Origin of the sequence: Rhizobium oryziradicis, from assembly GCF_001939045.1 — a bacterium.
GTDB lineage: Bacteria > Pseudomonadota > Alphaproteobacteria > Rhizobiales > Rhizobiaceae > Allorhizobium > Allorhizobium oryziradicis.
This window is the reverse complement of the sequence record NZ_MKIM01000027.1, coordinates 730705-755682: the sequence shown is the minus strand read 5'-3', so window position 1 is coordinate 755682 and position 24978 is coordinate 730705. Positions and strand designations below refer to the sequence as shown.

Below are 24978 nucleotides of genomic sequence, written 5' to 3'. Positions count from 1 at the left end.
TCGCTACACAGAAATGACTAACGCCGGTGCGCGGTGGGAGGGGGATTGAACTTTTGACCCGCCCCTACCCTCGGTTTGCCGGGTGGCGGGGGTCGATGGGCCAGCCGTCTGTGCCTGCTGCCGTCGAGAAGCCGCGATGCTCTTCTGCCTGTTTGGTTGCATCGTGGTGGGTCTTGCAAAGGCTTTGAAACGGGCCATTCCAAAACTTATCAGGGTTGCCGCTGTGGCGTTCAATGTGGTCGCACACCGTGGCGGCTGTGAAGCGGCCTTGCAGCCTGCACATGCGGCAGAGCGGTTCAATGGTCAGTTGGTTAAGCCGGGTCTTGCGCCAGCGGGCGGTGGAGTACCACCCCTTCCACGGCCTGCCCTCATCATAACGAATGCTCATATCCTATAACGCAAAAAGGCGACCCTCTGGCCGCCTTGTCGTTCACTCATTCATTTGGGCATAGCTTACGCACTGGCTCTGAATCACATTGCCTATTGGCTTGGATCAGAACGAGGCCGGGGGGTGAACATCAATCCCTTTGGGAGCATCAGCGCGCCCCGGTCATCTCTAATGGAGAGGCGCTATTCGCCTTTCCACATTTCGAGCGATAATCTCACGCGACGACGCTGTCAACACCCAAGGTAATTTCGCTCATACCGCCAAACATGGGCACCTCAACAACCACCTGCCCGCGCTTGGACAGAACCTTGCGCACCGTCACAACGAACTCGGCAAACGGGCCAGAGCGGATTGTCACAGTCTTGCCAAGCAGATCTGGCATCACGGGAAGGCTCTCGCCATCCATATGTTTTCGCTCGGATTTCTTAGCCGCTAACATGAGCTTGCTCATCAATGTTTCGGGCATCAGATAAGGCTTGCCATCCTGCCCCATCAGCCCCTTTAGCTTCGATGCGGCCAGCAGGCCGACAAAGGCTTCGTTATCTGGAATCACCCTTACAAAAAGATAGCCGCGGAAAATTGCCCGCTTCACTTCCACAGCTTTTTGACCTCGCTTTGGCGGCTTGCGAAAGCTTTCACACGGGCACCAGCATTCGATTCGCTGCTCTTGCAAGGAATCACGAATGCCCTGTTCGGTGCCACTCTGGCAACTGGCCACCAGCCAGCGGGCCAGCTGCCCAAAGCCGGGCCGATCTTGCCGCGCCATGGCAATCATACGTTGGCGGCTGGCCTCTGCCTCATTGATCTGGGCAAGCTTCAAAAGCCCCTGATCAGACACGCCACGCAAGAGGTTTCCATTATGCTGCATCATTGGTGCGCTCCTTGCTGATCTTGGTTCTGAAGTGTTCAAGCGCCGCTTCCACAGCCGCATCGAGATCATCCGCACCGTCTTCAATCGGCGGGAAATAGTTGAAGTCGCGCAGGCCATCGACAAACAGCCAGCCCCGGCGCTCATGCAGCCGTCGCCATGCGACAAACAAAGGGGTGCCTCGCTCAACCTTCTGGAAATCAACAACAAGCGGCTTCAGGGCCAGCCCGGCAAAGAAAGGCTCATTGTGGCGCGCAAGCTCATGCATACGGCTCACCAGCGGCCAGCCGTTGTCACGGCGCTTTTGCCGCAACAGCGCTTCCCGGCTAATGGCACCAGACGCGAGTTGCCGTTCGTCGTACGTGGTAATCACCAAGCGACCAGTGGGGTCGCCGAGCAGCGCTTCCAATCGCGTGCCCATCCAAAGTTTACCACAAGGCTTGGCGAGCTCACGCACTGGCGCTTGATCTGCCGAGAAATGCTCAGGCACGTCATTCCACGCCCTGCCCTTGAGGTAGACCGCTGGTGCCGTTAGCTCCTCGGGCTTGGCCCATGCCAGATAGATCGGTGTTTTCTCAATGCAGGCCGCACGGTCATCAGCCGACAACGCAAACCAAGCATTCCGGGCAAAGACTGGACTGCCGGGCTTTGGCCAAGCTTTGAACCAAACGTCAAACTGACGGCTGGCACGTTCCCGCTCCACCCGCCCCTGCCCCTTTTCCGGGACGTCAGATGCCGGGGCACTTTCCAAATCATCGGCAAGGGCCTCTCCGCTTGGTAGAGATTCAGTATTTACTATCTTTAAGTCTTTACTAGGTGCCGATTTTACCGGCGACGGCAAAACCGGCGACGGTTTTGCCGTCGCCGGTAAATCAGTCTGCGGTAGAAATGCAACACTTTCGGAAGCGGCTGGATCTGCAACCGGCACCACATCGCGCGGCTCATCATAGATCACCAGAACCGACGCGCTGAATTTGCCGTCGTCGCGCGTCTGTTCCCGTTCCGCATAGCCAATCTCGACCAACTCGGCGATCATCTTGCGGGCCTTGTCGCGCCCGCATTTGCCGCGCTTGACGATATCGCCAACAACAACCGTCCAGTTATCTGGCTTGGAGAGCAGATAGCCAAGCAGCCACCGCGCTTCCATGGAAAGCCGGTCATCCTCAAACACATGGTTCGGCACTGTGGTGTAACGCGCATTGCGAACCCCGCGCCGGATCGTGGCTTCAGCACTCACGCCAAACCTCCCTTGCAAACAATAGTTTCCAGAAAAATGCGGGCATCCTTCACCGCCACCTTATGCGCCTCTGGCAAGCCGCCATCCGGCAGGCGCGTGGCATTGAGCGCCGCAAACTCCACCTCAAGGCAGGCCACACCGGCCAGAAAGCCAGCCGTGCGCAATGCGGTGCGAATGGTGGAAAGATCGCGCAAGATAACGCCCTGCGGCACGCGCAACAGCCAGTCGGCCCGCTCGGCATCCGTCTGGCAGTCGTAAAGCTGCTCAACAATTGGCAAAATATCCGTCATTGCGTACCTCCGCGTTTCCACGCGTCGAACTCGCCCCGCAGCGCCAAAAAGGCAGCCCGCGCGCGCTCAACCGTGTTGATCTGTGATTTGCTGGAAATGGCGAGAAGGCTTTTCAGGCGCGTGTCCGCAGCCCCCTTGTCTCGCACCGGCCCGCCTGCCCCCTTGCCCTCAAGAAAGCGCTGAAACGCCCTGTCCGAAAGCAGCATGGCGGCTTGTGCCGAATAGTTCTTCTTATTCGCTTGCGCTTGCCCGCGCTCCAGCTGCCCGCGCAAATCGCGAACAGCATTGGCAGCACGATCAAACAGGCGTAGAAACAGCAAGAGATTGCCAAGCGCGCCACATATCAGGTCGCGCTCATCATCCAGCGCATCCGCGTGGATGGTGGCCACATGGGCATCCTCGCCGGTGGAACGGCGCACAATAACCCGCAAGCCACCGCGCCGATCTTCCACGGTCCAAATGTCGCCAGATCGACGATCCGCCGTGGCGCGCAGCCGGTTGATGGCCACCTTTTCGCGGTCGCGCTGCGGGTCGGTCATACGCATGCCGCTGCCTCCACGGCGTGGCCGCCCCATTGCAACGCCATTGCAGCCGCGATGCTCGGAAACGTCTTAGAGCGGATTTGCCAGCGGTTCGCGCCCGGTGAGGCCCGATGCACGCCAGACCAGATTTTATGCTCATCCGTGCCGCGCTGTGGCGGGGTCAGGCGGTTGGTGGCAACCAATGGCGGCAGGCCGCGCAGATAGAGTGACGTGCCCTTGAATGCAGGATCACCAAACCACCACGGCTGCACGGTCTGCGCAGCCTTCTGATAATTCCGTATCCGCTGTTTCGCATGCAGATGCATGACGGGGTTTTCAACCGCGATGCGCTCGATTGGCGCATTCCAGCAATCGGAAAACAGCGCCGCCCCTTCATCCAGCAGCCGCCACATGATGCGCAGCCTGTCTTCACGCGACATTGCCGCCCAGGCGGCTATTTCTTCGGGAGTTGCATCGCGGGGCGCATTCCTTGGCGGCTCTCTCAACCACCGAACACCGGAATTACACAAGCGGGTGCATGGCGGATGAAGTACGACCAGCAAATCCCAACCATCGCCCAGCAAATCGCGTACATCGCACATGATGTGACGATTGCTGCGGTCATCGGCGGGCAGCAGATCGCAAGACCAAACATCATGGCCCAGAGCCGCAAAGGCGCGACGGACAACACCCGATGTTTCGCACCCAATCAGGATGCGCAGCGGCTGCACGGATTTGCCATGGAAGTGTTTCAAAGCGATGGTCATGCCGCACCGCCTTGGCCAGCTTCAAAGCCCCAGAAATCCCAACTGTCCGAAAGGCGCACGTCGCCATCGGCCAAGCTTTCGCGCCGCTGGAAAAGCTCAAGCTTGGGCAGCTGGGGCCAGAGGCGGTCTATCTGTTCGGCAAACCACACTGGCTTGCGGCTGTGTTCGGTTTTCGGCTCGGCATACAGACTTTCGGGCTGGGTGCCGGGCAACGGTGCCAACGAAATCTTGCCGCGCTTGCCAATCAGCAGCAGCTCGGCACGGTCACGCACCCATCGCCCCATCCCGATGTGGGCTTTGTCCCAAACCATGCAGGAGACATATTCAAAGCCCCAAGCTTGCAGCACATCAATGCCATCGGGCAAACGATTGGCCGTTACCCAAAGAAACAGCACGGCATCCATGGTGAACGGGCTTTTATTGCCAGCGCACAACGCTTTGATCTCTTCCACGCTCATGGAGGGATATTTCAGGCCCCTATCCTGCCCGGTTTCATTGCTCCACGCCTCTTGCTGCCACGGCGGATCGGCATAACCAACCGCGTAAGCGCCACGCGGCATGTCGGCACCCTTGCGCCGCCCCTGTTCGGCAATAGCGCACACCAGATTGAGCCGCATTTCGCGATTGTGCTTTTGGCCGATGGTGCGAATAGCCTTAGATTCAGCCGTAACCGCCTTGTCAGCCTTGATCAGGTCATGGGCAAATTTCTCTTGCGCCTCATGGGTTTCCAGCCGTTTAAGCTGATCAAGCGTTACGCCCTTGTCATGGCGGGTGCCGCGCAACATTTGCAACGCGGTGCGCGAAATCTTCTCGCCCCGCTCGACATCGCGCTGAATAGTGCGTTCGGTCTGCCCCGTGGCTTCTGCCGTTGCCGCCGTGAAGCGCTTTCCCGTTTCGCCAATTTGGCGAGACGGGAGATTAGCGCCGCGCTTCAAACTGGCTTCGCGGGCCGTGTCTGGAAATTTGACCAGATAGATTTCTTTGCGACGATGCAAAAACAAAGCCCGATCAGCAGGCGTCAAATCGGCCCTGATCAGGTTTTCGTCGATCTCGCAAAGCTGGCGGTCCAGCTCATCGCCACGCTTATGAAAGCAAAGAATAGCATCAAGCCCCAGCCGCTTGCAGGCTTCCAGCCGATGGCCACCCGCACCAAGATCAACCAAGTCGGCACCCACATCACCGTAAACTGTGATCGGCGTTTCCAGCCCGTATTGGCGGACGGATTCCATCAGGGCCAGCACGGTCTTTTCGTCCAAATTCCGCAAACGATTTTCGGCGCGAATGCTATCAATTCGCCGTTCGGTCGCCACTTTGGTTTTGGCAACCGAAATCGGAGCCACATCAACGGCGGGGGCAACACCTCGCCGCGCTGCCAGCATCGCCCTGCCCTTATCGGTGGGATACCAGCGATTCCCATTCTGCGGATCACGGGTGAGATAGCCGTGGCTCAGGCACTTGGCCGCAGCAATTGCCTGCTGCGAATCGGTGGTGAACACCGCTCCATGGCGCACTGCAAGCCCCATAAGCGTAAGCCCGGCAGGACCGGGCTTGGGGAATTTAACGGGCACATAACCTGCCATCGCCTCAATCCTCCAACTTATCGGAAATGATGTGAGCGGCGCGGATCAGCTCCCCGATTTTGTAGCGTAGCTGCTGGCGTTCCAGCGCATCGATTCGGCCATCGGCAAAGGCTTCGCGCGTGAGCCGCCAAAAATCGGTGGCTTCATCGATAATACGAAAAGCGTCTTCCACCGAAAGAACCCCGGCACGCGCAAGGCGCTCTTCGGCAGGCACCAAGCGATAGCCCAGCAATTCCGCCATCTTGGCCGTGATCAAAGGCTCTTTCGCCGCCCTATCCACATCAATGGCAACGTCCACCGGAATGAAGGTCTTTTCATCGGAGCGCGGATCATCCAGCGCAGATTTCAACGCCGATGCATATTTGGACAGCTGGGAAATGCTAACGCGCGTCACATGCCGAAGCACCGAAACGCCACCGGCCAGCTCATAGGCCACATCCAGCACACGCTTAAGCGACAGATATTCATTCTCAGAAAAACGGCGCACGAAAACACCCCGATCAAGTCAAGGAAACAAAAAGCGAAAATGATTCTATGATCCCCACGCCTCAGGCGCGTAGGAAGGAGCAACTACACCGCTATGGAGGCCCGCATGGGAAATGATAAATGCCCGCACCGGGCCAGACGCCATATAACCCGGTGCGGGACGCGCAAGCTTCGCAGGCAGGCGTGCGCGATTGGAAAAACAGGAAGGCAAATCGCATCATCGCAAAACCTCCACAGGCTTGGCGTATGGACGATAGACACCCTCTGGCCATGAAGCGTTTGGCGGCCAGTTATCGGATAGCCATTCTATTGCCCGAGAGAGTCGCCTCACCCCAATATCCGAACCACTTCTAAGGGCCGCAATTCGCTTTCCATCCGAGAACATTTTTCCCGACAGCGTTGCCTCCGCATGGCCTGAGGCTATGCAGAACGCTTCCACCAACGAAAAGAATGCATCCAAATGTTTCATGCGAACATGCATAAGGGACATATCCCTCAAATGTCAACCGGACATGTCCCTCTTTCACGCAAGAAGATAACAGGGGATATTTCCCTTATGGAAAGTTCACAGACAGCAGAAATCATTGCAAGGGTGACGCAACGCGCGAAAGAGCTTGGCCTTTCAATGCGCAAGGTTTCGCTGTTGTCTGGCCATGGTCCGGATTTGGTTCGCGATTGGACGAGACCCGGTAAAGCGGTGCTGCCTCGCCTGGACAGCATTCAGAAAATCGCACAGGTGCTAAATGTGTCCGCGGGCTGGCTGGCTTTCGGTGAGAAAGCATCAGAGAACAACTCAGAATCAATTCAGATTCCGATTATCAGCTGGGTTGCGGCAAGCCCCTTTGCCGAAACGGGCTTCATAGAACATCAAGCCAACGCAGCTAGAATTTCCGTTCAGGGTCTAAAGCCCGCCACCTATTTTGCACTTACCGTGCATGGCGATTCCATGAATCGCGTAGCGCCAGAAGGCACGACGATTGTCGTAAATGCCTCAGCAAAAGAATTACTTCCACGGAAGTTTTACATCTTTCAAAAAGGCGAAAAAGCAACATTCAAGCGGTTCATGTCGAACCCTGACCGGCTGGAACCCTACTCAACCAACCCTCAGCATGAAGCCATGAGCATTGATGAGGAAACGGTCGTGATAGGACAGGTCGTTCGGGTAATCACTGACTTATCCTAACGATCGCTAGCTCACCTTATTTGCGCGTTCATCTGCTTTTTTGACCCCATAAGACAGATCTTCGGTCACGCGCTTCAAGTAGTGAACGACAATGCCGAGACCAAAAACGATCGCGCCACCGACCAAATAGACAGCAATCAATTGTTGATGAATTGCCGATTGTACATTTGGCATCATGATGGCCGCGTTTGCCATAAAGCCGATGCCAAATACCGCAAGTAGTATAGACATATCCTGAAATAGCCCCCTCAACATAAAATCACAAGTGGTAGCCTCTCCGAAATGCCGCGCAACAAAAAGAGGGACATGTCCCTTATTTATGTTGACTAAGGGATATTTCCCGCATTATCTTCACGTCACTCACTTCAACTCGGTGGGCACAAATCAAACGCACTCGCACCACGAGCCGCGATTGCAGTTCTGTGCCCGCTTGGCAGGCAAGACGCAAAGGAGAATGCACAATGGCATTTACGACACCCATAAAGCGCCCCGACGACGAAGAGCTTTTGGTATTGGTGCAGGAAGGCATTGCACCAACCGAAATGGCAAAAACGCTGGCGTGCGCCGCCAACACAGTGCGAGAATGGTTGCGTGATCTCGGCTGCACTCACAACGGCAAGGGAAAGTGGTTTCTGCCGGGTGCAGCACCTGAAAAGCCACAAACCAAGCCCGCCACCGGAAACCAGCCCACAACGCCCCGCAAAGGCGTGCTGAAAGAGCAGTTCCCCTTTATTCGGACCCACACCACCACAATGGCAGACGGCTCACGTGTGACCTTGCCTGACCTTTCCACGCTTGCCGCAGCCCGCGCAGAACAAAGCAGGCGGGAGAGGCATCTTTGAAAGAAGAGGAACACATCAAACAGGGAGGTACGCAATGACAACAGCAGGGCATATTCGCTCCAGCCCGGCCTTCTCGCCCATCGCAAGCGTGCCACGGCTTTGCCTCAACCGCGTGGAGTTGGCCGCATCCATTGGCGTCGGCGTCACCATGGTGGATGTGATGGTGATGGAAGGTTTTCTTCCACCACCGCGACGTATTCATCGGCGCAAGCTCTGGCTGGTGCAGGAAATCGCCGCCGCCATGATGGACTGGCCAGAAGACAACAACCCCTTGGCAAAAAAGGACAGTAGCGCCGACGAGTGGCGGGCATCTGTATAATGAATATGACCAATATCGAACTGCCCTACATCGAGAAGAACAGAACCCGTCATGGCGTGATGCGCTATTATCTGCGCATCGCAGGACAGCGCATTTGCCGCCTGCCCGATGATATTGAATCAGAAGATTTTGCCAAGGCTTATTGGAAGGCCAGAAACACCGTTCGCCCCTTGGTGGAAGACACTGGACCAAAACCCATTTCGCGCCAAGTCAAGCCCGGCACGTTCCGTTGGCTCTGCATGGAATACATGCGCAGCCATGAGTTCACCACGCTGGACATAACCACACAGACGCGGCGCAGGCACATCATGGAATCAATGTGGCAAGAACCGCTAAAGGCAGGCGACGAGCGCACCTTTGCCGATATGCCCTTGCAGCATATGGACGTGACAAATCTGGAAGTATTGCGCGACCGAAAAAAGGAAACGCCATTTGCCGCCGACGAGCGCTTGAAAGTGCTTAGGCAGGTTTTTGACACCGCGCACAACGGCAAACCCATTACGCCCAACATCGCACGGATGGTAAAACCATTTCGCGCCCAGACAGACGGCCACGACACGGCAACCCCTGCCGATCTGGAACGCTTCATTGCGCACCACGGCACAGGTTCAAAAGCAACACTCTATTTGGCTATTCAGATGTACACCGGCTTGCGCGTTTCAGACCTCGCAGCTCTTGGCCCGCAGCACCGGCGCAAAGACGCTTTCCGGTTCCGCCTGTTCAAGAATCGCAACAGGACGCCGGTGGACATCGACATAACCATTCACCCCATTCTTGAGGCCGTTCTAGTAACCCACAAAACCACAGGCCCGACCTACCTTGTGACCGAGTTTGGCAAACCATTTAGCGTGAAGGGATTGGGCAACAGAATATCGGACTGGTGGACGCAAGCCGGAATGCCCCACCTCACCTCGCACTCGGTACGCAAAGGCCTTGCAACGGACGTTGCGCACAACGAAGCGACCGACAGCATGTTGGAAGCCATGTTCGGCTGGCGCGATAGCAAAACATCGAAAATCTACACCCGCAACGCCGAAAGATCCCGGCTTGCAAGGCAAACCGTAGAGCGCATCAATTGGGATGGCGTCGGGTCGCAACTCTTGCCTATAGACGAGGCAGAAAACGGCTAATTCAGGAACACACTGCCACACCCTCAAAAATGTGTGGCGGAACGGGCAAGGAACAAAGTGCCACACTTCGAAAATACCGATTTAACATCAATATCTTGCCGGGGGAGAAAGAAGGGAATGGAGGCCTCGCCCGGAATCGAACCGGGGTGCAAGGATTTGCAGTCCTCTGCGTAACCACTCCGCCACGAGGCCATTCCAATACTTAAAAGCGTGTGGTGACGGGCATTTAGAACGGATTGATCAGAAGCGCAAGAGGCATTTCCGAAAAATCCAACACATAAATTTCCGAAATGATGTTCCACGAACGTTCATCACGTATTTTCATGAAAATTGGAGGGCGCTATGATCCCCTCCTCTCTCCCAGAGCATGAAATGAACGCGACCGATACAGGCGGCGCGTCAGGCGCACCCACAGCAGTTCAGGTCGCGGCCATGTGGATTTCCACCCATGAAGACGACATTCGCGGCCCGCGCATTCCGTTTATTCGTTCAAAGTTCGGCTTGAATATTCTCGAAGCCGTCGAGGCGTCACGTCTTGCGCACAAGCTTCGTTTTGCCGGGGGGCGTTGAGTGTGTCCCCAATCCGCGAGAACGATATTCTATTTGCACACAAGGCCCTGAACTTGGCTGAAGGGCTGACAGACGGCGCGCGTCGCGTCGGTGCGGCCATCATTGACCACTTCAATCGTAGAACCGGCCAGTGCGACCCCAGCATAGACCGGCTGGCGAAGCTGTTGAACATGCACCGCACGACCGTCATGCGCGCCACAGAGCAACTCCATGCGGCTGGCCTTATCGAATGTGTGAAGCATGGAAGCAGAACGCACCGTAACGCCTACCTGCCCGTCTGGGATAAATTCAACTCTCTAGTTGCAGAGTGGAACGCAAAAATGAAGGGCGGCGCGTCCCAAACCGACCCTCAAACGGACGATTTCGAGGTGGTGGAAATGCCACCATTCGACACCCAAAACCAGACGGCAACAGTCGCACCGGTGCGACCTCTACAGTCGCATGGATGCGACTTTGATAGTCGCACGGATGCGACCCAAACCAATAGAATAAACTACGTGAAAGAACTACGTGGAGAAGACGTATGCCGTGAGCGCGAGAAAAAGCCCGATACCGATCAGTTAAATTCAAGGTCGATTGGGCTTTTGAAAGGGTCCAAGCCGACAGGATCGAAGCAACAATCAAAGGTTGCAATATCTGCATCCTATGGGCAGATGGCAGAGAACGCCGCCAACAGGCGCTTGGAGCTGGACCTACGCGGCCTTGGTTGGGAAGCCTACAGCGACGCCCTTGAACGCCTCACCCCCGAAATCACTGGCGAGGCCACAGCAGCAGAGATTAGGCGGCGCGGTGACGGGCTGCGCTTGGTATGTCAGCGGCTTTGCTTGCCAACGGTTCCCGGTCTGGGGGTGCTGCAATGAGCGCAAGCCCTCGTTCCCTGCCCTGCAAGACATGCGGCGCGCATTTCAGCCAGCCAGTCACAAACGGGCGTCCTTCGCGGTTCTGCTCTGAAGCCTGCCGCACCATCGACCGCAAACGCACCCGTGACGCATGGAATGGGCAAAAAGCAGCCGACCGCGAAGCAGCACGGGCGCACCTGATTTGCAGGACATGCCAGCAGCCCTTCAGCGCTGAAACCAGCCGTGCGGGGCGAAAGCCGGTGTTCTGTTCGGCTGAATGCCGCCGCGCTGATCACATCGCAAACCTTCGGTCATGGCGCGAAAGCCGCCGTCCCGAACCCGACTGACATGGGGGGCGGGTCAAAAGTTCAAAGCCCGCCTTGCCGCGCACCGGCGTCAGTCATTTCTTTGTAGAAACCTGAAATTGAAGGGAAAAAACCATCATGAAACCCAAGACAGTCACCTCAGAAAGCGAACTTGAAGAACGCCAGAAGGCATTTTGCGACGAAGTTTTGTTCCGCGCCGCGAAAATCATGACGGAGGACAGCGGCGCACCCATGCCCCTCGTTCTCGACCGAATCTTGACGTTCGCCGCCGCCCATGTGTGCAAAATTGAAGGATCGCCAAACACCGCGAAAGCCTTCCGCGTGATCGCCGGGAAAATTGAGGCAGGGATTTTCCACAGTATCACCGGCGAAAGTGAAAACATGGGTGTGAGGCATTGACTGACATGCATCGTTCTGGCAATGTTCCCCTCGGCTTGATTGAAGGCTCACCTGCCAAGCAGGGAGCGCATAGACAATCCACCTTCGACAGCACCGGCGACCATACCGGGCGCGAAGCTCAAAAAAATGGGCAGTTCTGCCCGAGCTTTGTCGTGTCCGAAGGTATGCCTATGACCATTTTCCATAAAAACGCTCAACGTCGCTTCACCGCAAACGCTGTTCTTGATGGCTTCAAGACGGAAGGTGAAGGAATTATAATCGGTTACGCTTCCACGTTCGGTGGCGGGGCCGATAGCCACGGCGACATAATTGCGCCTGGCGCTTTCCAAAAGTCTCTGGCGCAACACAAGGCGGCTGGCACCATGCCCGCGCTGTTGTGGTCTCACAAGCAAGACCAACCTATCGGGAAATGGACCGCCATGCGCGAAGACGCGCACGGCTTGGTTTCCGAGGGCGTCATCAACTTGCGCACCACAGGCGGGCGGGATGCATGGGAACACCTCAAAGCGGGCGACGCTGGCGGGCTTTCCATCGGCTATCGCGTCCCGGCAGGGGCTGAAGAAATCCAGCGCGACGGAACGAGCCTTCTAAAGGAAATCGACCTGCAAGAGGTCAGCGTCGTGGTGTTTCCGTCAAATCGTTCGGCGCGGGTGTCTGCGCTGAAATCCATCAACTCAAAATCCGAACTTGTTGACCTCCTCCGCGAGGCTGGCCTGGCACGTTCCGCCGCCCAGAAAATCGCGGGCGGTGGCTTTGCCGCGCTTGTCGGCAACGATCAATCGTTCGCCGTTGACCATCAAAAAGCAATCGAATTTGCCGCCCAGATCGAGGCGGCTACTGCAAAAATCAGGAGCCTGTAAAATGACCATTCATTCCTACCCCACCAAAGCCGTCGCCGCTCACCTTCTCGCGTCTGCCTCGCCGCTGCGCACCAAGGATGAAAGCTCAAACCACTTGGAAACGCTGGCGCGAAAATTTGGCGACCACGTTTCTGAAGTTCTCAAGAAATTGGGCGCGACAAATTCAGAATTGCATGAGGTCAAAGCCCGCCTTTCTGAGTTTGAGCAAAAAGCGGTTCGTGGTGAGAGTTTTTCCTCTGGTCGTATGGGCGCACCGGCGACATTCGGCCAGTGCTTCACAAAAGAGCGCAGCGATGAACTCTACCGGATCAACACCGAACGGGGCAGAACCTCGCTTGAAATCAAAGCCGCCATCACCAGCGCGACAAATGACGCAAGCGGCTCTGCGGGCGCACTGGTGACGCCCTTCCGGGAACAATTGGTGGCCATGCCGCGCCAGCGTTTGACCATCCGCAATCTCATGAGCGTGGTGCAGGTTGATTCCGGTTCCATTGAATACCCGGAACAGGTCGGACGCTTGAACAATGCCGCGCCGGTCGCTGAAGGCGCGGCCAAGCCGTCCTCTGATCTTCAGTTCAATTTGAAGCCCGTGCCAATTCGTACCATTGCGCACTGGACGAAGGCGTCACGCCAAATCTTGGAAGATGCACCCCAGTTGAGCGACTTCATCGACCAAGAATTGCTCTATGGCCTGGCGCTTGCTGAAGAAAAGCAGATCCTTTCGGGCAACGGGGCGGGGCAAAACCTGAATGGCATCATTCCACAGGCCACAGCCTTCGCACCGGCCATCGCGCTTGCAACGATGACCGAGATTGACAAAATCGGCCTTGCCATCCTTCAGGCCAGCCTTACGAACGTGCCACCGGACGGCATTGTCATTCATCCTAGCGATTGGTGGCGTATGCGCCTCACCAAGGACGCGGACGGCAAATACATTCTCGGCGATCCGATGACACAGGTTCAACCGAGCCTGTTCGGCCTGCCAGTCGTTACCACCGAGTCGATGACGGTGGACAAGTTCCTTGTCGGTTCGTTCCAGTCACAGACCATCTATGACCGCTGGCAGGCCCGTGTGGAAGTTGGCTTTGAGAATGACGACTTTACCCGCAACCTTGTAACCATCCTTGGCGAGGAGCGTATCGGGTTGGCAACCAAGCGCCCAGAAGCCTTGGTCTATGGTGACTTTGGCAACGCCGCCTAAGAGCCGACGAAATGCCCATAAGTTGGCCGCTTGAGGTTTGCATTTGCCTCACAGGCTGGGACAAGGCGTGAGTGTCCCGCTACCAAGCAAAAAACCGCGCTCGCCGTCCGTTCCGCTTTAATCACAAGTGGGACGGGCGGCATTTCGTGAACATGCAAAATTTATAGAGATGAATTAAAAAGAAAAACCAATCTTTTTAAGTCTCTCAACCGTCGACAGCAATAGGTCAAACCAATATCTAACAACTAGACCAAAACATTGACGATGCCAAATCAATCTTGCGCGACGGATACCATATTTGGGAACCCAATTTTCGCTGAATAATTTTTCCAAATTGTCAATAAAGTCACCCGCTTTAGAAGTAGGTAGCGCCAAGTCAACAAGAAATTCAGACCTTATCATAGATCTTGTTTTTACGGTTTCAATCGAAGACGAAGTTTTCTTGAGATAAGCATCAGCCCTAGCTCGAAAGAGTAAATCTTCGCAATTCCTTATCGCCCATTCTAGTCTTGCCAGCTCCAAAGCGACGTCTTCCCCTGCAGGTTGAGGTTTCTTCGTTTCTAACCCTCTCCGCAAAGCGATGCGCGTTTCCTGATAGATTTGTTTACGCGCTTCCAGCGTATTGTTTCGCAACTGAGAAATAGCAATTTTTAGTTGCGCCTCAAGATTAGCCATGAGCGTAGCCCCAATCATTACCCGCAATTGAACGCGTGGCGTTCATCGATTCATCAAGAGCGCGCCGACCTTCTGCTGTCATCGTAAATAAACGTTTAGGTCGCTTCCCTGAAGTGTCTTGTGTCTCCGAGATCATGCCTTTTTTAGTCATTCGGTCTAACGCCGTGTAGAGTGCTGCAAATGCTGGAGGGGATTGGAGCCCCGTTTCCAGCACGTCATAGATTTTCGCCGCTGGCGAGTCTGGTCCTGCCCTCAACAGCGATAACAAAGTCAGCTCTTCGAATTTTCCGATCATAAATCTAGTCTCCACTGCAATTCAGTTGGAGTATGCATCACTTCCCTAACGTATGCAAGGCATAGTATGCGTCGTATACGTCAATTGCAGCGAAGACCGCCAAGGCCCGACGACACGATCACTTAAAGTCGTTAAGGCTGCTCACTTTTATCAATGTTTTTCTGACTTGATATTTGCTCATCTTTTTCAGCCGCAATCGACCTGATTCTATCAAGGCGAACTTGGCGACTATGCCGCGCCACGTACCAATCTTTGAATAACATTTCGATTAGCTCAATGAGCGCTCTCGCTTCGCCTGGATCAACATCTACAATTATGTTGATATCACGCTGCATATGAGCACCGACATTGCCTATCTTTCGGATAGCATCAATCGCCTCAATTGTTTCAGCATCAACGCCCTTGGGAGCAAGATCCCCCTCTACTCGAGTCTTTAGTTCATTTATTTCATCAAACAAGGTCGGTTTCGAGATGCCGCAAAAATCACGAATCATACCTTGCAGGCAACGGCGCGCAAGAGTCGCTGATGATTTTGGGCTTTTATCGCTAATAAGACATGCTTCGTAATAATCCTCCAGAATTGGAGAAGGGATATAATCCGGTTGCGGCTTAGCCATCGAATTTGGGCGAAGCGGATAATTATATATGCCGTCCCCTGCTTGATACTCCTTATCTCTCTGGTTCCATATAGATACATTTAGTCCCACAGAAATAGTAACTTCGAGACATTCAATGTTTACACACCTAATAGCAGTGACATCGAGACCGACATTTCCATATTTTGTGTACCCTACGCCAAAATTTTGAAATGAATTATGGTAATTACTAGATGTAACCATCTGACTTCTGTCACAATACGAGCAACACCAGTGAAAATCTTCCATGCCAATCATAATAAATTCATTCCTTTACTCATTGTAATTCTGGAAAAATCCAACATTCGAATAATTTATATTATTTACACCCTTTTGATTTCATAGAAAGTTGTATCGCCTGAACCTTGCCCTTCGCAACGGCGACTTGCCCCTCTTTGTCACCGCCGAAGGCGCTGGAGGTGGGAACGCCTATCAGAAACACACCAAATGCGTCGCCCGTGGCTGCGCTATTTTGTGCTTTTGAGATAGCAGCAAGGTTTTGCTGTTCCTTGATGAGTTCTTGAGCCAAGGAAGGGCATGATTGATTTGAATAGGCGGACATCGGTATGTCTACCGGAACGATGGCGTCAGGCCGCTTTGCACAGCTCGACAATGCAGCCAGAGCGACCGCAGCAATGATAAACCCTTGCATGTATTCCCCCTTATTTCCCCAGAATAGAAGTTTATCGCGGAAAGACGATGAAGGAAACACTAAACAATCACATTCAAATGAAAGAACGCCGGGGGTTCAGCCAAAAACACAGAAATTCAAATAGACGTTAACTAATCCTCATGCCTATCATGCCCTAATTCTAAACGTGAGATAAACTCCGCTCCGGGGCGAGGTATTCTGATGTTAATTCAGATTTTATCGCTAACCCCATGACATAAAAAATATAATTTAATCACTCTTCACATTTCTATTCAGGAAATAAGCTTCTAGCCAAACGCTCAACTTCTTTTGTTGGCAAAACAAATTCTGCCCCAAATTTCATGGGCGGAGATATTCGTTTCTCCTGAACGAATTGATTTAGCGTTTCAACTGAAACACCCAAAATGGCTGCGGCATCATTTATGTTAATGCCTAAAGGCTTGAGCCTTACTATCTCAACTGGAGAGCTAAAGTCACGGTCCAGTGCTTTTTCCAATAATTCAGTGATTTCGGCATTTACCGAGCGAGAGGACTCGTTCGCCAGTGCTTCCACCATGGAGTAAAGCTCCCTTGGAAGGCGTACAGTGTATCTTACATAATCATCTTGCTTTGCCATAATGCCCTTTAACACTAAAATGGTGAAAAAACCAATACCGTCCTATTGATCACCAATTTGGTGCATGTTAGCGTGCACCAAATTGGTGAAAAGGATATTGGTATGTATGTAGCGCATAAGCAGCTTAAAATTAATCTGCCGGAAGACGTGAAATCTTGGCTAGAACAGCTGGCGCGCAAAAACTTGCGCTCCCAATCGTCTGAGATCGTGATCGCCCTAAGGGAAAAAATGAAAAGCACCCCAGAAACTGAAAAAGCCGACGTCACCGCCTGAGAAACGGACGTCGGCTTTTTGGAAAACAACCCCCAGAAGGATCATTTATGACCATGATACATACACCACAAAACCAAAATGACGCAAGTGCGTTTCCCTTTGGTGAAGCAGAATTGAGGGCAGCGACGGAAGGCTATCTTGACGCCATTTCGTTTCTGGATGCTGCAATCTTCGTGACCAATGAACTTTATGACCTGTCGGAATTTACTGGCTGCGAAAAGGCAATTCGGTCTTTGCCGCGCCTTCTGGGACGGGCGAGAGAGTGCATTGATAAGGCGGGCGATATTGCCATGGATTTGGAGCAAGACGTAAAGACGCCGCGTCTTTGGTACGTCCCTGCTATGCCTGAAGGCGGCGCAGCATGATGGATTTCAGTAAAAATTCAGCTGGCCAAGCTGGCGAACCGTCTTTGATGGACACTATTCAGCACTACTATGCAGGCATGGCGGACTTTGACGCGCAAATTTATGGGCACGACAATGAAAAAGCCGATGCTTACGCGGCGAAAAGCTGGATGCCGCCCTTTAGGAAATTAGAGGCGTGGGAGGGCCCCGCCAAGAGCCACACAGAGGCTTTGGAGGCTTTGCGACTGGCAAGAAAGGAAGCGGAAATTTTCGCGTGTAGCGAACTCACCGTGCCATTGCTTGGAGCGGTTATTTCCTTTCTCGAAGCAAAAGGCGGTGCAGCATGAAAACACCTTCCTTGGAGCAAGTTACCCAAGCGCTTGATAGTGTCTACAACGCATATTCGATGCTCGATGTTGCAGTCTTCACCGTCGCTCAAATCTCGGAAAGCGCCCCCTGCCCTAAACGAGAAGGCGCAATAGGTGGCCTTGAGCGCTTCCTTGGCGCTATCCGCGAACAGCTTTCCTATGTGGCGGAACTCCTGGACGAAATGGAGTGCAGCGAGACACCGAAAAGGCACGTTGCAAAAGGAGTAGCTCACCAATGACCAAGCCCGCTTCCATTCCCGTTGGCTGCTGGCCCGCCATTTTGCGCGACGAACATGCAGCGGCCTACGCCGGCGAAAAGACCGTCGAGGCTTTTCTATCCCGCGTCGGGGTCATATGGCCCGAACCCTTCATCAATAGCGGTATCGGCAAAGGAAGGTTTCGAGCATGGCGCAAGATAGACCTGGACCAAGTAATAAACCCCGTGGGCGTAAGCGGCGACCCGGAGGCGCTGTAATGATCCCTATGGCAATGCCGAAATACGTGACTTTCAAGACACGTAGGGACGGCTCTCATACGTTCTATTGGGCCTGCCCAACAGCGTTCAAGAAAGCAGGCGCGCCCTATGGCAACGTCACGCTTGGGCACGACCTGACACAACGCGAATTGAACGAAGCCGCAGCCGTTTGGAATGAAAGGCTTGAGGGGTGGAAAACAGAACGTAATCCATTCCTAAAGCCCGAACTATCGCGCCACGGCACTGTTGAATGGTTGGTCAACGCCTATTTGCGTCATCCAAGTTTCACCGAACGGGTCTCGGAGTTTTCGAGACCTGATTACAAGCGCATTTTTGATCGCGTCTGCGATACCAATATCAAAGCTACAAATGGCCTTACAGTGCGTATCGGCGACGCAAAAATAAATCAGATTGCGGTTTCAACTGCCGAAAAGATTTATAGCCAGTTCCACGCAACTGGTGCGGCCCGTACCTCTGAAAAGGTCGTGACCTACTGCAAAGCCATGTGGCAACGAATGAAGCCACATCACCCCGATTTATTCCGTTCTGACGTTCCGAATCCTTGGGAAGGCGTCACGATCCGCCGCCGCACCAAGGCTATCAAGCACCACGCTGATCGCTCCACCGTCTATTCTTTTGCCAAAGGTGCAATCAAGGAAAAGCGGCCAGAGCTGGCGGCGGCGGCTGTCCTGGCTTTCGAATTTCTTATGCGCCCGTCTTCTATCGGGGCCGGTTTTGCCAACTGGACAGATTACCGGGGCGAACATGCCCCAGATAAAATAGTCGTTCGCCATCGCAAGACCGGCGCACGGGCAGAACACCCGCTGGAATTTGTGAACGAGGATGGAGAAGTCATCTGCCTGTACGAGCAAGCCGAATCTATCTTGCGCTCAGTGCCACGCTACGGGCTTTCAATCGTCTGCCAGAAGAGCGGAAAACTGTTCGGTGACGGCACGCGCCTTTCCCAAGACGTGACCGCCGTTGCGAACAAACTTGGCCTGCCCGGCTTCACGCTGGATGCTGCCCGTCATGGCGGCATGACAGAGCTGGAAGAGCGCGGATTGACCGAAGGCCAAGGCCGTTCGCTCTCCAAACACAAAACCAGCACAGCCTATCGCGGCTATGCAAAAGAGACAGAAAAGCGGGTTTTAGAGGCGACAAAGCAGCGGTTTGGAATTTCCGAACGCTCTGAAAAGCCCAATGAAATCAATGGCGCTAAAGTCGCCAAAATCAAGTAGGATTTTACGTAAATGTCGGAAAAGCCATTGAATTTTCTGGAAAATCGCAGGATTTGCAGTCCTCTGCGTAACCACTCCGCCACGAGGCCATTCCAATACTTAAAAGCGTGTGGTGACGGGCATTTAGAACGGTTTGATCTTCAGCGCAAGGGCTTATTCAACACTCTTTGAAATTTTTCCAAACTTATCAACATTCACCGCCATTGACGGGCATCCGTGACACTTTGGCAGCCATAGGGCGGCAGCATGTTTGCGAATGTTGCGTGCAGGCGGTCGCAGCCCCATCTGTTCAGCGGGCCGGGCATACGGCTGTTAATGTCGATTCCAACTTCCTGATAAGGGGTTTCTGTGTTGGTCACATATGTGTACCAGCGCCATCCAAAAATCACCGCGCCGGTGATCGCCATGATAACCAAAAGACGTAAAAGACGTTTCATACTTTTCCCAAACCGATTTATAAATTAGCAAAAAACACCACCCACCCCACATACATCAGGGTGGCCAGCAAAAGGCACGATACCGCAAACGAGCCAAGATCCTTAGCGTTTCGGGCCACGTCTGAAAATTCTGGCGAGATGCGGTCGATGACCTCTTCAATGGCAGTGTTTAGCGCCTCAACGGCAATCAACATCAGCCCCAGAACAATCAAACCGAGATAGTGCAACATTGTTGCATGGCAATAGACAAACAGGCCAAAAGCTGCGGCCAGCAAGATCAATTCGTGGCGAAAAGCCGATTCGGCCAACAAGCGGCGAAACCCTTGAAGGGAATAGCGGGTGGCGGCCCAAAGATGGGCAAAGCCCGTTTTCTTGGAAAACGGCGCAGGATTGGGAGCTTCCATATCTGCGCCGCCCCTGCCTTAATGACTGTTTGCGTTGGAAACGCCAGCTTGCTCAAAGGTCGCCATGCCTGAGTGGCAGGCTGCGGCAGATTTGACGATGCCGGCAGCAAGGGCAGCCCCTGTGCCCTCGCCCAGCCGCATGCCAAGCGCCAAAAGCGGCGTCTTGCCCAGTTTGTCGATGGCCTTGAGATGGCCGGGCTCGGCAGAAACGTGTCCAATCAGGCAATGATCCAGCGCCGACGGATTGGCCGCCTTCAAGATTGCCGCGGCAGATGTTGCGACATAGCCGTCAATCAACACCGGGATGCGCTCGACGCGGGCGGCAAGGATCGCACCGGCCATGGCCGCAATTTCGCGTCCGCCCAGACGGCGCATCACTTCGAGCGGATCGGACAAATGATCGCGGTGGAAGGCCACCGCTTGTTTGACGGCGGCAATTTTACGCTCCAGTACGTCTCCCTCGGAGCCCGTGCCCGGTCCAACCCAGTCTTCGGCCGTGCCCCCATAGAGCGCCAGATTGATGGCCGCCGCGATGGTGGTGTTGCCAATGCCCATTTCACCAAGGCAGAGCAGATCGGTTCCGCCAGCAATGGCCTCCATGCCAAAGGCCATGGTTGCCGCACAGTCGCGCTCGGACAAAGCTGGCTCACAGGTGATGTCACCTGTCGGATAATCCAGAGCCAGATCGAAAATCTTCAGGCCGAGATCATGGGTCACGCAAATCTGGTTGATGGCCGCACCACCGGCTGCAAAATTCTCCACCATCTGCTGCGTCACAGACGAAGGATATGGCGTGATGCCATGCTTGGTCACGCCGTGATTGCCCGCAAAAATAGCCACCAGTGGTCGATTCACCGCCGGTGCACGTCCACTCCATGCGGCGAGCCACATGGCGATTTCTTCCAGGCGTCCCAGCGATCCGGGTGGCTTGGTCAATTGCCGATCGCGCGCACGCGCGGCGCTAAGCGCTTGCGTATCAGGCCCCGGCAAATCACGCAGCAGCACACGGAAGTCATCAAAAGGCAGGCCGGTAACACTCATCAGGCAGGCTTTCTTGTATTTTTGCACAAATCAGGCTTTGGTGCCCTTCTTAAACAGTGCGTCGCATTCCAACAACTGAAAAAGCAATTCACCGGGCATCACGCGATAATCGGCTTGCAAGGGCAATTGGAAAACACCGCCAAACACCCTATCTACAGCGTCGGATTTCTTGCAAAAACCGAGGCTCATTTTCGGTCCGCCGTCCAATCGTGATAGAAATAAAGGAACGACACGTGAAAGAGTTGAGCGCGCTCATCACAGATTTGGCACGATCTCTCGGTTTCCTGAGCCGCTTTCCTGTGTCCTCTCGTTCTTTTGAAGGGCATTCTGGCGAAATGAGCCGCACCCCGCGCGCCTTTCCATTGGCAGGTGCTGTGATTGCCGCACCTGCCGGATTGTTTCTAGCCCTTCTGCTGGGCTTTGGCGCAAGCGCCATGCTCAGCGCATTTGCAGCTGTGGCGCTGCAAATATTGCTCTGCGGTGCCCTGCATGAAGATGGTTTGGCCGATTGCGCCGACGGACTTGGCGGGGGAAAAGATCGTGAAAAAGCGCTGTTGATCATGAAGGACAGCCGGGTTGGCTCCTATGGCGTGCTGGCGCTGGTCTTATCGATTGGCATCAAGGTGTCAGCCATTGCATCCTTGATCAACACGTTGGAGCCAATGAATGTAGCGCTTTGCCTGATTGGAATTGCCGCGTTGAGCCGCGCGATGATGGTGTGGCATTGGCATGCCCTTCCCGCTGCAAAAGCCGATGGCGTGGCAGCCTCGCTCGGCGCGCCGCATGATCAAGCGCTTTATACCGCGCTCTTTTTGGGGATTGGCATCGCTGCGGTGACCATTGTGCCCTTTGCGGGCTTTCATCCGCTGATCGTCAGCTTGCTCACCAGCGGCGTTGCCGCTTATGGTTTTCAAATCTACGTGCGTCAGAAGCTGGGCGGCCAGACAGGCGACACCATTGGCGCAACCCAGCAGATCGTTGAGATGATCGCACTGGCCGCTCTCTCCATCTCACTCTAGGCTTTTAATGAAAAACAAGACAGCACCTCCCATCGAATCTCCCTGCACAGGCATATGCACCATTGATCAGCAAACAGCGTTTTGTCTCGGCTGCGGTCGTAGCCTCGCCCAGATTGCGGCGTGGTCAAGCTATGCGCCCGCCACGCGCCGGGCCATCATGGCAACACTGCAAGCCCCATCAGCATTTGAAAGGACACGATCATGAGGTTCGGCATGTTTGGGATTGTGATTGGCATCATCGTTGCCGGCCTCGCTGTGCTTTTCATTAACCGCGATAGTGGCCAAAGCTTTGGCATCGACAATGACAGCTTCGCGCGGATGGTGATGCTCGTGCCGTTTGCACTGCTGCTCTCGTCGGGCATTGTCGCAAGCCGCGCCAACCTTGGGCAAAACCTGCGCTTTGCAGTGTGGTGGCTGATGATTGCGCTGGTGTTGGTGATTGGCTACCTCTACCGCGATGATGCGATGGGCGTGGCGGATCGGGTTGTTGCAGGATTGGTGCCTGGTCATGCTGTTGTCACCACCACCGGCGATGGCCAAAACCAGATTATTCTTCAGCGCGGCAACAGTGGCCATTTCGCCACCAAAGTGTCGATCAATGGCGTTACCGTGCCGATGATGGTGGATACGGGCGCAAGCAGCGTGGTGCTGCGCGCCGAAGATGCCGCAAAGCTCGGCATTGATGTCGAAAAGCTGAACTATGGCGTCACTGTCAGCACCGCCAATGGCGATGCCTTGGCGGCACCTGTGCGGCTGAATGAGGTGGCGATAGGGCCAATTGTGCGCAAGGATGTTCGCGCCCTTGTGACCCAACCGGGGCGGCTTCAAAGCGGCCTGCTCGGTATGAGCTTTTTGTCCACACTCGATAGCGTGCAAATGCGCGGTGACGAGCTGCGGCTTACTGATTAGAGTTTGTCAGGGAAAAGTGGAATCCGGTTTTCCCGAAAAGACAAACTCAAGCAAAGAAGTTTAGAGTCTGTCTGGTTCAATCTGAACCTGACAGACTCTAAGACTTCAGCTTGTAGCCGGTGCGGAAAATCCACGCAGCAACGAGCAAACACAGGCCGAAGAACAGAGCCACCATGGCAAGACTGATCATCGGATTGACATCGGCTTGCGAGAAAAAGCTCCAGCGAAAGCCGCTGACCAGATAAAACACCGGGTTGAAATGGCTCACCAGCTGCCAGAAAGGCGGCAGGGCTTTGATGGAATAGAATGTGCCGCCCAAAAAGGTCAGCGGTGGCACCACCAGCATGGGCACAAGGCTCAGCTGTTCAAAGTTCTTGGCCCATATGCCGATGATAAATCCGGCAAGGGAAAAGGTCACCGCCGTGAGCACCATGAACAAGACCATCATCACAGGATGGTCAACCCGCACATCAACGAAAAATGCCGAGGTTGCCAAAATGATCAGGCCGACAATCATGCCCTTGGTGGCCGCAGCCCCCACGTAACCAATCAGAATTTCGGTCAAGGCAACGGGTGCCGAGAGAATTTCATAGATCGTGCCGGTGAATTTGGGAAAATAGATCGCCGTCTGGCCCGATTGAATACATTGCGTAATCAACGCCAGCATAATCAAGCCCGGCGTGATGAAACCGCCGTAAGGGATGCCGGTTCCGGTATCCATGCGCGCACCAATGGCGGCCCCAAACACGATGAAATAAAGTGAGGTGGATACGACAGGCGAAATCACGCTCTGCATGAGCGTGCGGCCCAGACGGTTCATCTCGTAACGGTAAATGGCCAGAATGGCGAAAGTGTTCATGCCTTCTCTCCCGTCATCGATACAAAGATATCCTCAAGCGAGGTCTGGCGGCTGGCCATATCGGACACGGCAATGCTGGAGAGTTCCAACGCCGCCAACAAAGCCATAAGCGAACCGGGGGTGGCATCTGGCTGATAATCATACACAATCTGCATGCCGTCAGCGCTGAGCTTTAAGTCCCATTCATCGAGACGTCCCGGAATACTTTTCAGCGGCTCCACCAGATCAAGAACCATCTGCTTGCGACCAAGTTTGCCCATCAGCTTGGCTTTATCCTCGACCAACAGCAGTTCTCCCTTGTTGACAATGCCAACGCGGTCCGCAATTTCCTCGGCTTCCTCAATGTAATGGGTGGTGAGAATGATCGTCACACCCTCACGGCGCAGATCGGAAACAAGGCTCCACATATCGCGGCGCAGCGCCACATCCACGCCAGCCGTCGGCTCATCCAGAAACAGCACTTTGGGTTCATGCGACAGGGCTTTGGCAATCAGCACCCGCCGTTTCATGCCGCCGGACAGTTCACGAAGAGCGCTGTTACGCTTGTCCCAAAGAGAAAGCGACTTCAACACCTTTTCGATATGGGCTGGATTGGCTTTGCAGCCATGGATGCCACGCGAAAAGCTGACCGTGTTCAAAACGCTCTCGAACTGATCCGTCGTCAATTCCTGCGGCACAAGACCGATCAGCGACCGTGTCTGGCGAAAATCTTTCACCACATCATGCCCGCCAACGGTCACCACGCCGGATGTGGGGTTCACAATGCCGCAGATGATGGAGATCATCGTGGTTTTGCCAGCGCCATTTGGCCCCAGCAGTGCCAAAATCTCTCCTTCTTCAATATCCAGAGAAACACCCTTGAGGGCAGAAAAACCATTGGCATAGGTTTTGGTGAGGTCGCGGATGGAAATAATTGAGGCCATTCTTACCGA

The 24978-nt window shown here is 54.5% G+C and carries 38 protein-coding genes and 1 tRNA gene; 18 read left to right on the top strand and 21 right to left on the bottom strand.

Annotated elements, in window-relative coordinates:
* Positions 1–64: 64 nt before the first annotated feature.
* The 8 genes from BJF95_RS14640 to BJF95_RS14605 all read right to left on the bottom strand — a co-directional run bounded on the left by BJF95_RS14640 (position 65) and on the right by BJF95_RS14605 (position 6138).
* A complete protein-coding gene (locus tag BJF95_RS14640; RefSeq protein ID WP_075640142.1) occupies positions 65–388 on the bottom strand; it encodes a hypothetical protein in 324 nt (107 codons plus the stop codon).
* A 214-nt stretch (positions 389–602) separates the two neighbouring features.
* Complete coding sequence (locus BJF95_RS14635) at positions 603–1259, bottom strand: transcription termination/antitermination NusG family protein (RefSeq protein WP_075640141.1); 657 nt, start codon at positions 1257–1259, stop codon at positions 603–605.
* Positions 1246–2493, bottom strand: a complete 1248-nt coding sequence (locus tag BJF95_RS14630; protein WP_075640140.1) for a helix-turn-helix domain-containing protein — start codon at positions 2491–2493, stop codon at positions 1246–1248. Before BJF95_RS14630 ends, BJF95_RS14635 begins: the two co-directional genes overlap by 14 nt.
* The gene (locus tag BJF95_RS14625; RefSeq protein WP_075640139.1) at positions 2490–2783 is read right to left on the bottom strand and encodes a hypothetical protein; all 294 of its coding nucleotides are present in this window, start codon (positions 2781–2783) and stop codon (positions 2490–2492) included. Before BJF95_RS14625 ends, BJF95_RS14630 begins: the two co-directional genes overlap by 4 nt.
* Positions 2780–3328: a hypothetical protein gene (locus BJF95_RS14620; protein ID WP_139317509.1), complete on the bottom strand. Its 549-nt coding sequence runs from the start codon at positions 3326–3328 to the stop codon at positions 2780–2782. Before BJF95_RS14620 ends, BJF95_RS14625 begins: the two co-directional genes overlap by 4 nt.
* Positions 3319–4071: a hypothetical protein gene (locus BJF95_RS14615; RefSeq protein WP_075640137.1), complete on the bottom strand. Its 753-nt coding sequence runs from the start codon at positions 4069–4071 to the stop codon at positions 3319–3321. Before BJF95_RS14615 ends, BJF95_RS14620 begins: the two co-directional genes overlap by 10 nt.
* Complete coding sequence (locus BJF95_RS14610; protein ID WP_075640136.1) at positions 4068–5651, bottom strand: MT-A70 family methyltransferase; 1584 nt, start codon at positions 5649–5651, stop codon at positions 4068–4070. The genes BJF95_RS14615 and BJF95_RS14610 overlap by 4 nt, the downstream gene beginning before the upstream one ends.
* A gap of 4 nt (positions 5652–5655) precedes the next feature.
* On the bottom strand, positions 5656–6138 hold the full coding sequence (locus BJF95_RS14605; RefSeq protein ID WP_075640135.1) for a hypothetical protein: 483 nt from the start codon (positions 6136–6138) through the stop codon (positions 5656–5658).
* Positions 6139–6693: 555 nt separating this feature from the next.
* On the opposite strand from BJF95_RS14605, the gene BJF95_RS14595 reads away from it, so the two are divergent.
* Entirely contained in the window at positions 6694–7320 is a 627-nt protein-coding gene (locus BJF95_RS14595; RefSeq protein ID WP_075640134.1) for an XRE family transcriptional regulator, read from the top strand.
* A 6-nt stretch (positions 7321–7326) separates the two neighbouring features.
* Here BJF95_RS14595 and BJF95_RS14590 read toward each other — a convergent pair whose 3' ends face one another.
* Positions 7327–7551, bottom strand: coding sequence for a hypothetical protein (locus tag BJF95_RS14590; protein ID WP_075640133.1), 225 nt, complete (start codon positions 7549–7551; stop codon positions 7327–7329).
* Between the two features lie 230 nt (positions 7552–7781).
* On the opposite strand from BJF95_RS14590, the gene BJF95_RS14585 reads away from it, so the two are divergent.
* Genes BJF95_RS14585 through BJF95_RS14575 form a run of 3 tightly spaced genes read left to right on the top strand, consistent with a single transcriptional unit; the run spans position 7782 to position 9611 of the window.
* Positions 7782–8162 carry a hypothetical protein gene (locus BJF95_RS14585; protein WP_075640132.1) on the top strand — a complete coding sequence of 127 codons (381 nt, stop codon included), beginning with the start codon at positions 7782–7784 and terminating at the stop codon, positions 8160–8162.
* A gap of 34 nt (positions 8163–8196) precedes the next feature.
* A complete protein-coding gene (locus BJF95_RS14580) occupies positions 8197–8481 on the top strand; it encodes a hypothetical protein (RefSeq protein WP_075640131.1) in 285 nt (94 codons plus the stop codon).
* Positions 8481–9611 carry a tyrosine-type recombinase/integrase gene (locus BJF95_RS14575; protein ID WP_075640130.1) on the top strand — a complete coding sequence of 377 codons (1131 nt, stop codon included), beginning with the start codon at positions 8481–8483 and terminating at the stop codon, positions 9609–9611. The genes BJF95_RS14580 and BJF95_RS14575 overlap by 1 nt, the downstream gene beginning before the upstream one ends.
* 118 nt (positions 9612–9729) lie before the next feature.
* Here the strand turns inward: BJF95_RS14575 and BJF95_RS14570 are convergent.
* Positions 9730–9803 (bottom strand) — tRNA-Cys (locus BJF95_RS14570).
* 180 nt (positions 9804–9983) lie between these two features.
* Between BJF95_RS14570 and BJF95_RS14565 the strand changes: the two genes are divergently transcribed.
* The 5 genes from BJF95_RS14565 to BJF95_RS14540 all read left to right on the top strand — a co-directional run bounded on the left by BJF95_RS14565 (position 9984) and on the right by BJF95_RS14540 (position 13806).
* Positions 9984–10181: a hypothetical protein gene (locus BJF95_RS14565; RefSeq protein ID WP_139317507.1), complete on the top strand. Its 198-nt coding sequence runs from the start codon at positions 9984–9986 to the stop codon at positions 10179–10181.
* A 2-nt stretch (positions 10182–10183) separates the two neighbouring features.
* The gene (locus BJF95_RS14560; protein WP_075640128.1) at positions 10184–11041 is read left to right on the top strand and encodes a helix-turn-helix domain-containing protein; all 858 of its coding nucleotides are present in this window, start codon (positions 10184–10186) and stop codon (positions 11039–11041) included.
* Positions 11042–11463: 422 nt separating this feature from the next.
* Positions 11464–11745: a hypothetical protein gene (locus BJF95_RS14550; protein WP_075640126.1), complete on the top strand. Its 282-nt coding sequence runs from the start codon at positions 11464–11466 to the stop codon at positions 11743–11745.
* A 5-nt stretch (positions 11746–11750) separates the two neighbouring features.
* Positions 11751–12605 (top strand): HK97 family phage prohead protease, encoded by an 855-nt coding sequence (locus BJF95_RS14545; RefSeq protein ID WP_245297347.1) that lies wholly within the window; start codon positions 11751–11753, stop codon positions 12603–12605.
* A gap of 1 nt (position 12606) precedes the next feature.
* The gene (locus BJF95_RS14540; RefSeq protein ID WP_083638820.1) at positions 12607–13806 is read left to right on the top strand and encodes a phage major capsid protein; all 1200 of its coding nucleotides are present in this window, start codon (positions 12607–12609) and stop codon (positions 13804–13806) included.
* Between the two features lie 174 nt (positions 13807–13980).
* Here the strand turns inward: BJF95_RS14540 and BJF95_RS14535 are convergent, their stop codons facing one another.
* The 5 genes from BJF95_RS14535 to BJF95_RS14515 form a co-directional block, all read right to left on the bottom strand.
* A complete protein-coding gene (locus BJF95_RS14535; RefSeq protein ID WP_139317505.1) occupies positions 13981–14481 on the bottom strand; it encodes a hypothetical protein in 501 nt (166 codons plus the stop codon).
* The gene (locus BJF95_RS14530; RefSeq protein ID WP_075640124.1) at positions 14474–14776 is read right to left on the bottom strand and encodes a PadR family transcriptional regulator; all 303 of its coding nucleotides are present in this window, start codon (positions 14774–14776) and stop codon (positions 14474–14476) included. The genes BJF95_RS14535 and BJF95_RS14530 overlap by 8 nt, the downstream gene beginning before the upstream one ends.
* 131 nt (positions 14777–14907) lie before the next feature.
* Positions 14908–15615 (bottom strand): DUF4145 domain-containing protein, encoded by a 708-nt coding sequence (locus BJF95_RS14525; protein ID WP_245297328.1) that lies wholly within the window; start codon positions 15613–15615, stop codon positions 14908–14910.
* A gap of 115 nt (positions 15616–15730) precedes the next feature.
* Positions 15731–16063, bottom strand: a complete 333-nt coding sequence (locus BJF95_RS14520) for a hypothetical protein (RefSeq protein WP_075640123.1) — start codon at positions 16061–16063, stop codon at positions 15731–15733.
* 268 nt (positions 16064–16331) lie between these two features.
* Positions 16332–16679: a helix-turn-helix transcriptional regulator gene (locus BJF95_RS14515; protein WP_075640122.1), complete on the bottom strand. Its 348-nt coding sequence runs from the start codon at positions 16677–16679 to the stop codon at positions 16332–16334.
* A 102-nt stretch (positions 16680–16781) separates the two neighbouring features.
* Between BJF95_RS14515 and BJF95_RS14510 the strand changes: the two genes are divergently transcribed.
* The 6 genes from BJF95_RS14510 to BJF95_RS14485 are packed head-to-tail and all read left to right on the top strand — an operon-like array spanning position 16782 to position 19377.
* Positions 16782–16952 carry an Arc domain-containing protein gene (locus BJF95_RS14510; RefSeq protein ID WP_075640367.1) on the top strand — a complete coding sequence of 57 codons (171 nt, stop codon included), beginning with the start codon at positions 16782–16784 and terminating at the stop codon, positions 16950–16952.
* A gap of 47 nt (positions 16953–16999) precedes the next feature.
* Positions 17000–17317 (top strand): hypothetical protein, encoded by a 318-nt coding sequence (locus BJF95_RS14505; protein ID WP_075640121.1) that lies wholly within the window; start codon positions 17000–17002, stop codon positions 17315–17317.
* Complete coding sequence (locus BJF95_RS14500; RefSeq protein ID WP_075640120.1) at positions 17314–17643, top strand: hypothetical protein; 330 nt, start codon at positions 17314–17316, stop codon at positions 17641–17643. The genes BJF95_RS14505 and BJF95_RS14500 overlap by 4 nt, the downstream gene beginning before the upstream one ends.
* Positions 17640–17903: a hypothetical protein gene (locus BJF95_RS14495; protein ID WP_075640119.1), complete on the top strand. Its 264-nt coding sequence runs from the start codon at positions 17640–17642 to the stop codon at positions 17901–17903. The genes BJF95_RS14500 and BJF95_RS14495 overlap by 4 nt, the downstream gene beginning before the upstream one ends.
* Complete coding sequence (locus BJF95_RS24105) at positions 17900–18139, top strand: hypothetical protein (protein WP_075640118.1); 240 nt, start codon at positions 17900–17902, stop codon at positions 18137–18139. The genes BJF95_RS14495 and BJF95_RS24105 overlap by 4 nt, the downstream gene beginning before the upstream one ends.
* Positions 18070–19377 (top strand): hypothetical protein, encoded by a 1308-nt coding sequence (locus BJF95_RS14485; protein ID WP_139317504.1) that lies wholly within the window; start codon positions 18070–18072, stop codon positions 19375–19377. Before BJF95_RS24105 ends, BJF95_RS14485 begins: the two co-directional genes overlap by 70 nt.
* Positions 19378–19571: 194 nt before the next feature.
* Here the strand turns inward: BJF95_RS14485 and BJF95_RS14480 are convergent, their stop codons facing one another.
* Genes BJF95_RS14480 through BJF95_RS24100 form a run of 4 tightly spaced genes read right to left on the bottom strand, consistent with a single transcriptional unit; the run spans position 19572 to position 21448 of the window.
* Positions 19572–19814: a hypothetical protein gene (locus BJF95_RS14480; RefSeq protein ID WP_075640116.1), complete on the bottom strand. Its 243-nt coding sequence runs from the start codon at positions 19812–19814 to the stop codon at positions 19572–19574.
* 17 nt (positions 19815–19831) lie between these two features.
* On the bottom strand, positions 19832–20218 hold the full coding sequence (locus BJF95_RS14475; RefSeq protein WP_075640115.1) for a diacylglycerol kinase: 387 nt from the start codon (positions 20216–20218) through the stop codon (positions 19832–19834).
* 18 nt (positions 20219–20236) lie between these two features.
* Positions 20237–21259, bottom strand: coding sequence for a nicotinate-nucleotide--dimethylbenzimidazole phosphoribosyltransferase (gene cobT / locus BJF95_RS14470; protein ID WP_075640114.1), 1023 nt, complete (start codon positions 21257–21259; stop codon positions 20237–20239).
* Positions 21260–21289: 30 nt separating this feature from the next.
* Positions 21290–21448: a hypothetical protein gene (locus BJF95_RS24100; protein WP_175577261.1), complete on the bottom strand. Its 159-nt coding sequence runs from the start codon at positions 21446–21448 to the stop codon at positions 21290–21292.
* 20 nt (positions 21449–21468) lie between these two features.
* Here BJF95_RS24100 and BJF95_RS14465 point away from each other — a divergent pair, with 20 nt between their 5' ends.
* From BJF95_RS14465 to BJF95_RS14455, 3 genes are read left to right on the top strand one after another with little or no spacing between them, the layout of a single operon-like run.
* On the top strand, positions 21469–22278 hold the full coding sequence (locus tag BJF95_RS14465) for an adenosylcobinamide-GDP ribazoletransferase (RefSeq protein WP_342587946.1): 810 nt from the start codon (positions 21469–21471) through the stop codon (positions 22276–22278).
* A gap of 7 nt (positions 22279–22285) precedes the next feature.
* Positions 22286–22483: a DUF1289 domain-containing protein gene (locus BJF95_RS14460; RefSeq protein WP_075640113.1), complete on the top strand. Its 198-nt coding sequence runs from the start codon at positions 22286–22288 to the stop codon at positions 22481–22483.
* Positions 22480–23187: a retropepsin-like aspartic protease family protein gene (locus BJF95_RS14455; RefSeq protein ID WP_083638818.1), complete on the top strand. Its 708-nt coding sequence runs from the start codon at positions 22480–22482 to the stop codon at positions 23185–23187. Before BJF95_RS14460 ends, BJF95_RS14455 begins: the two co-directional genes overlap by 4 nt.
* A gap of 97 nt (positions 23188–23284) precedes the next feature.
* Here the strand turns inward: BJF95_RS14455 and BJF95_RS14450 are convergent, their stop codons facing one another.
* Together BJF95_RS14450 and BJF95_RS14445 are read right to left on the bottom strand one after the other, a co-directional pair.
* Positions 23285–24046, bottom strand: coding sequence for an ABC transporter permease (locus tag BJF95_RS14450; protein ID WP_075640111.1), 762 nt, complete (start codon positions 24044–24046; stop codon positions 23285–23287).
* Positions 24043–24969, bottom strand: a complete 927-nt coding sequence (locus BJF95_RS14445; RefSeq protein WP_075640110.1) for an ABC transporter ATP-binding protein — start codon at positions 24967–24969, stop codon at positions 24043–24045. The genes BJF95_RS14450 and BJF95_RS14445 overlap by 4 nt, the downstream gene beginning before the upstream one ends.
* Positions 24970–24978: the final 9 nt, after the last annotated feature.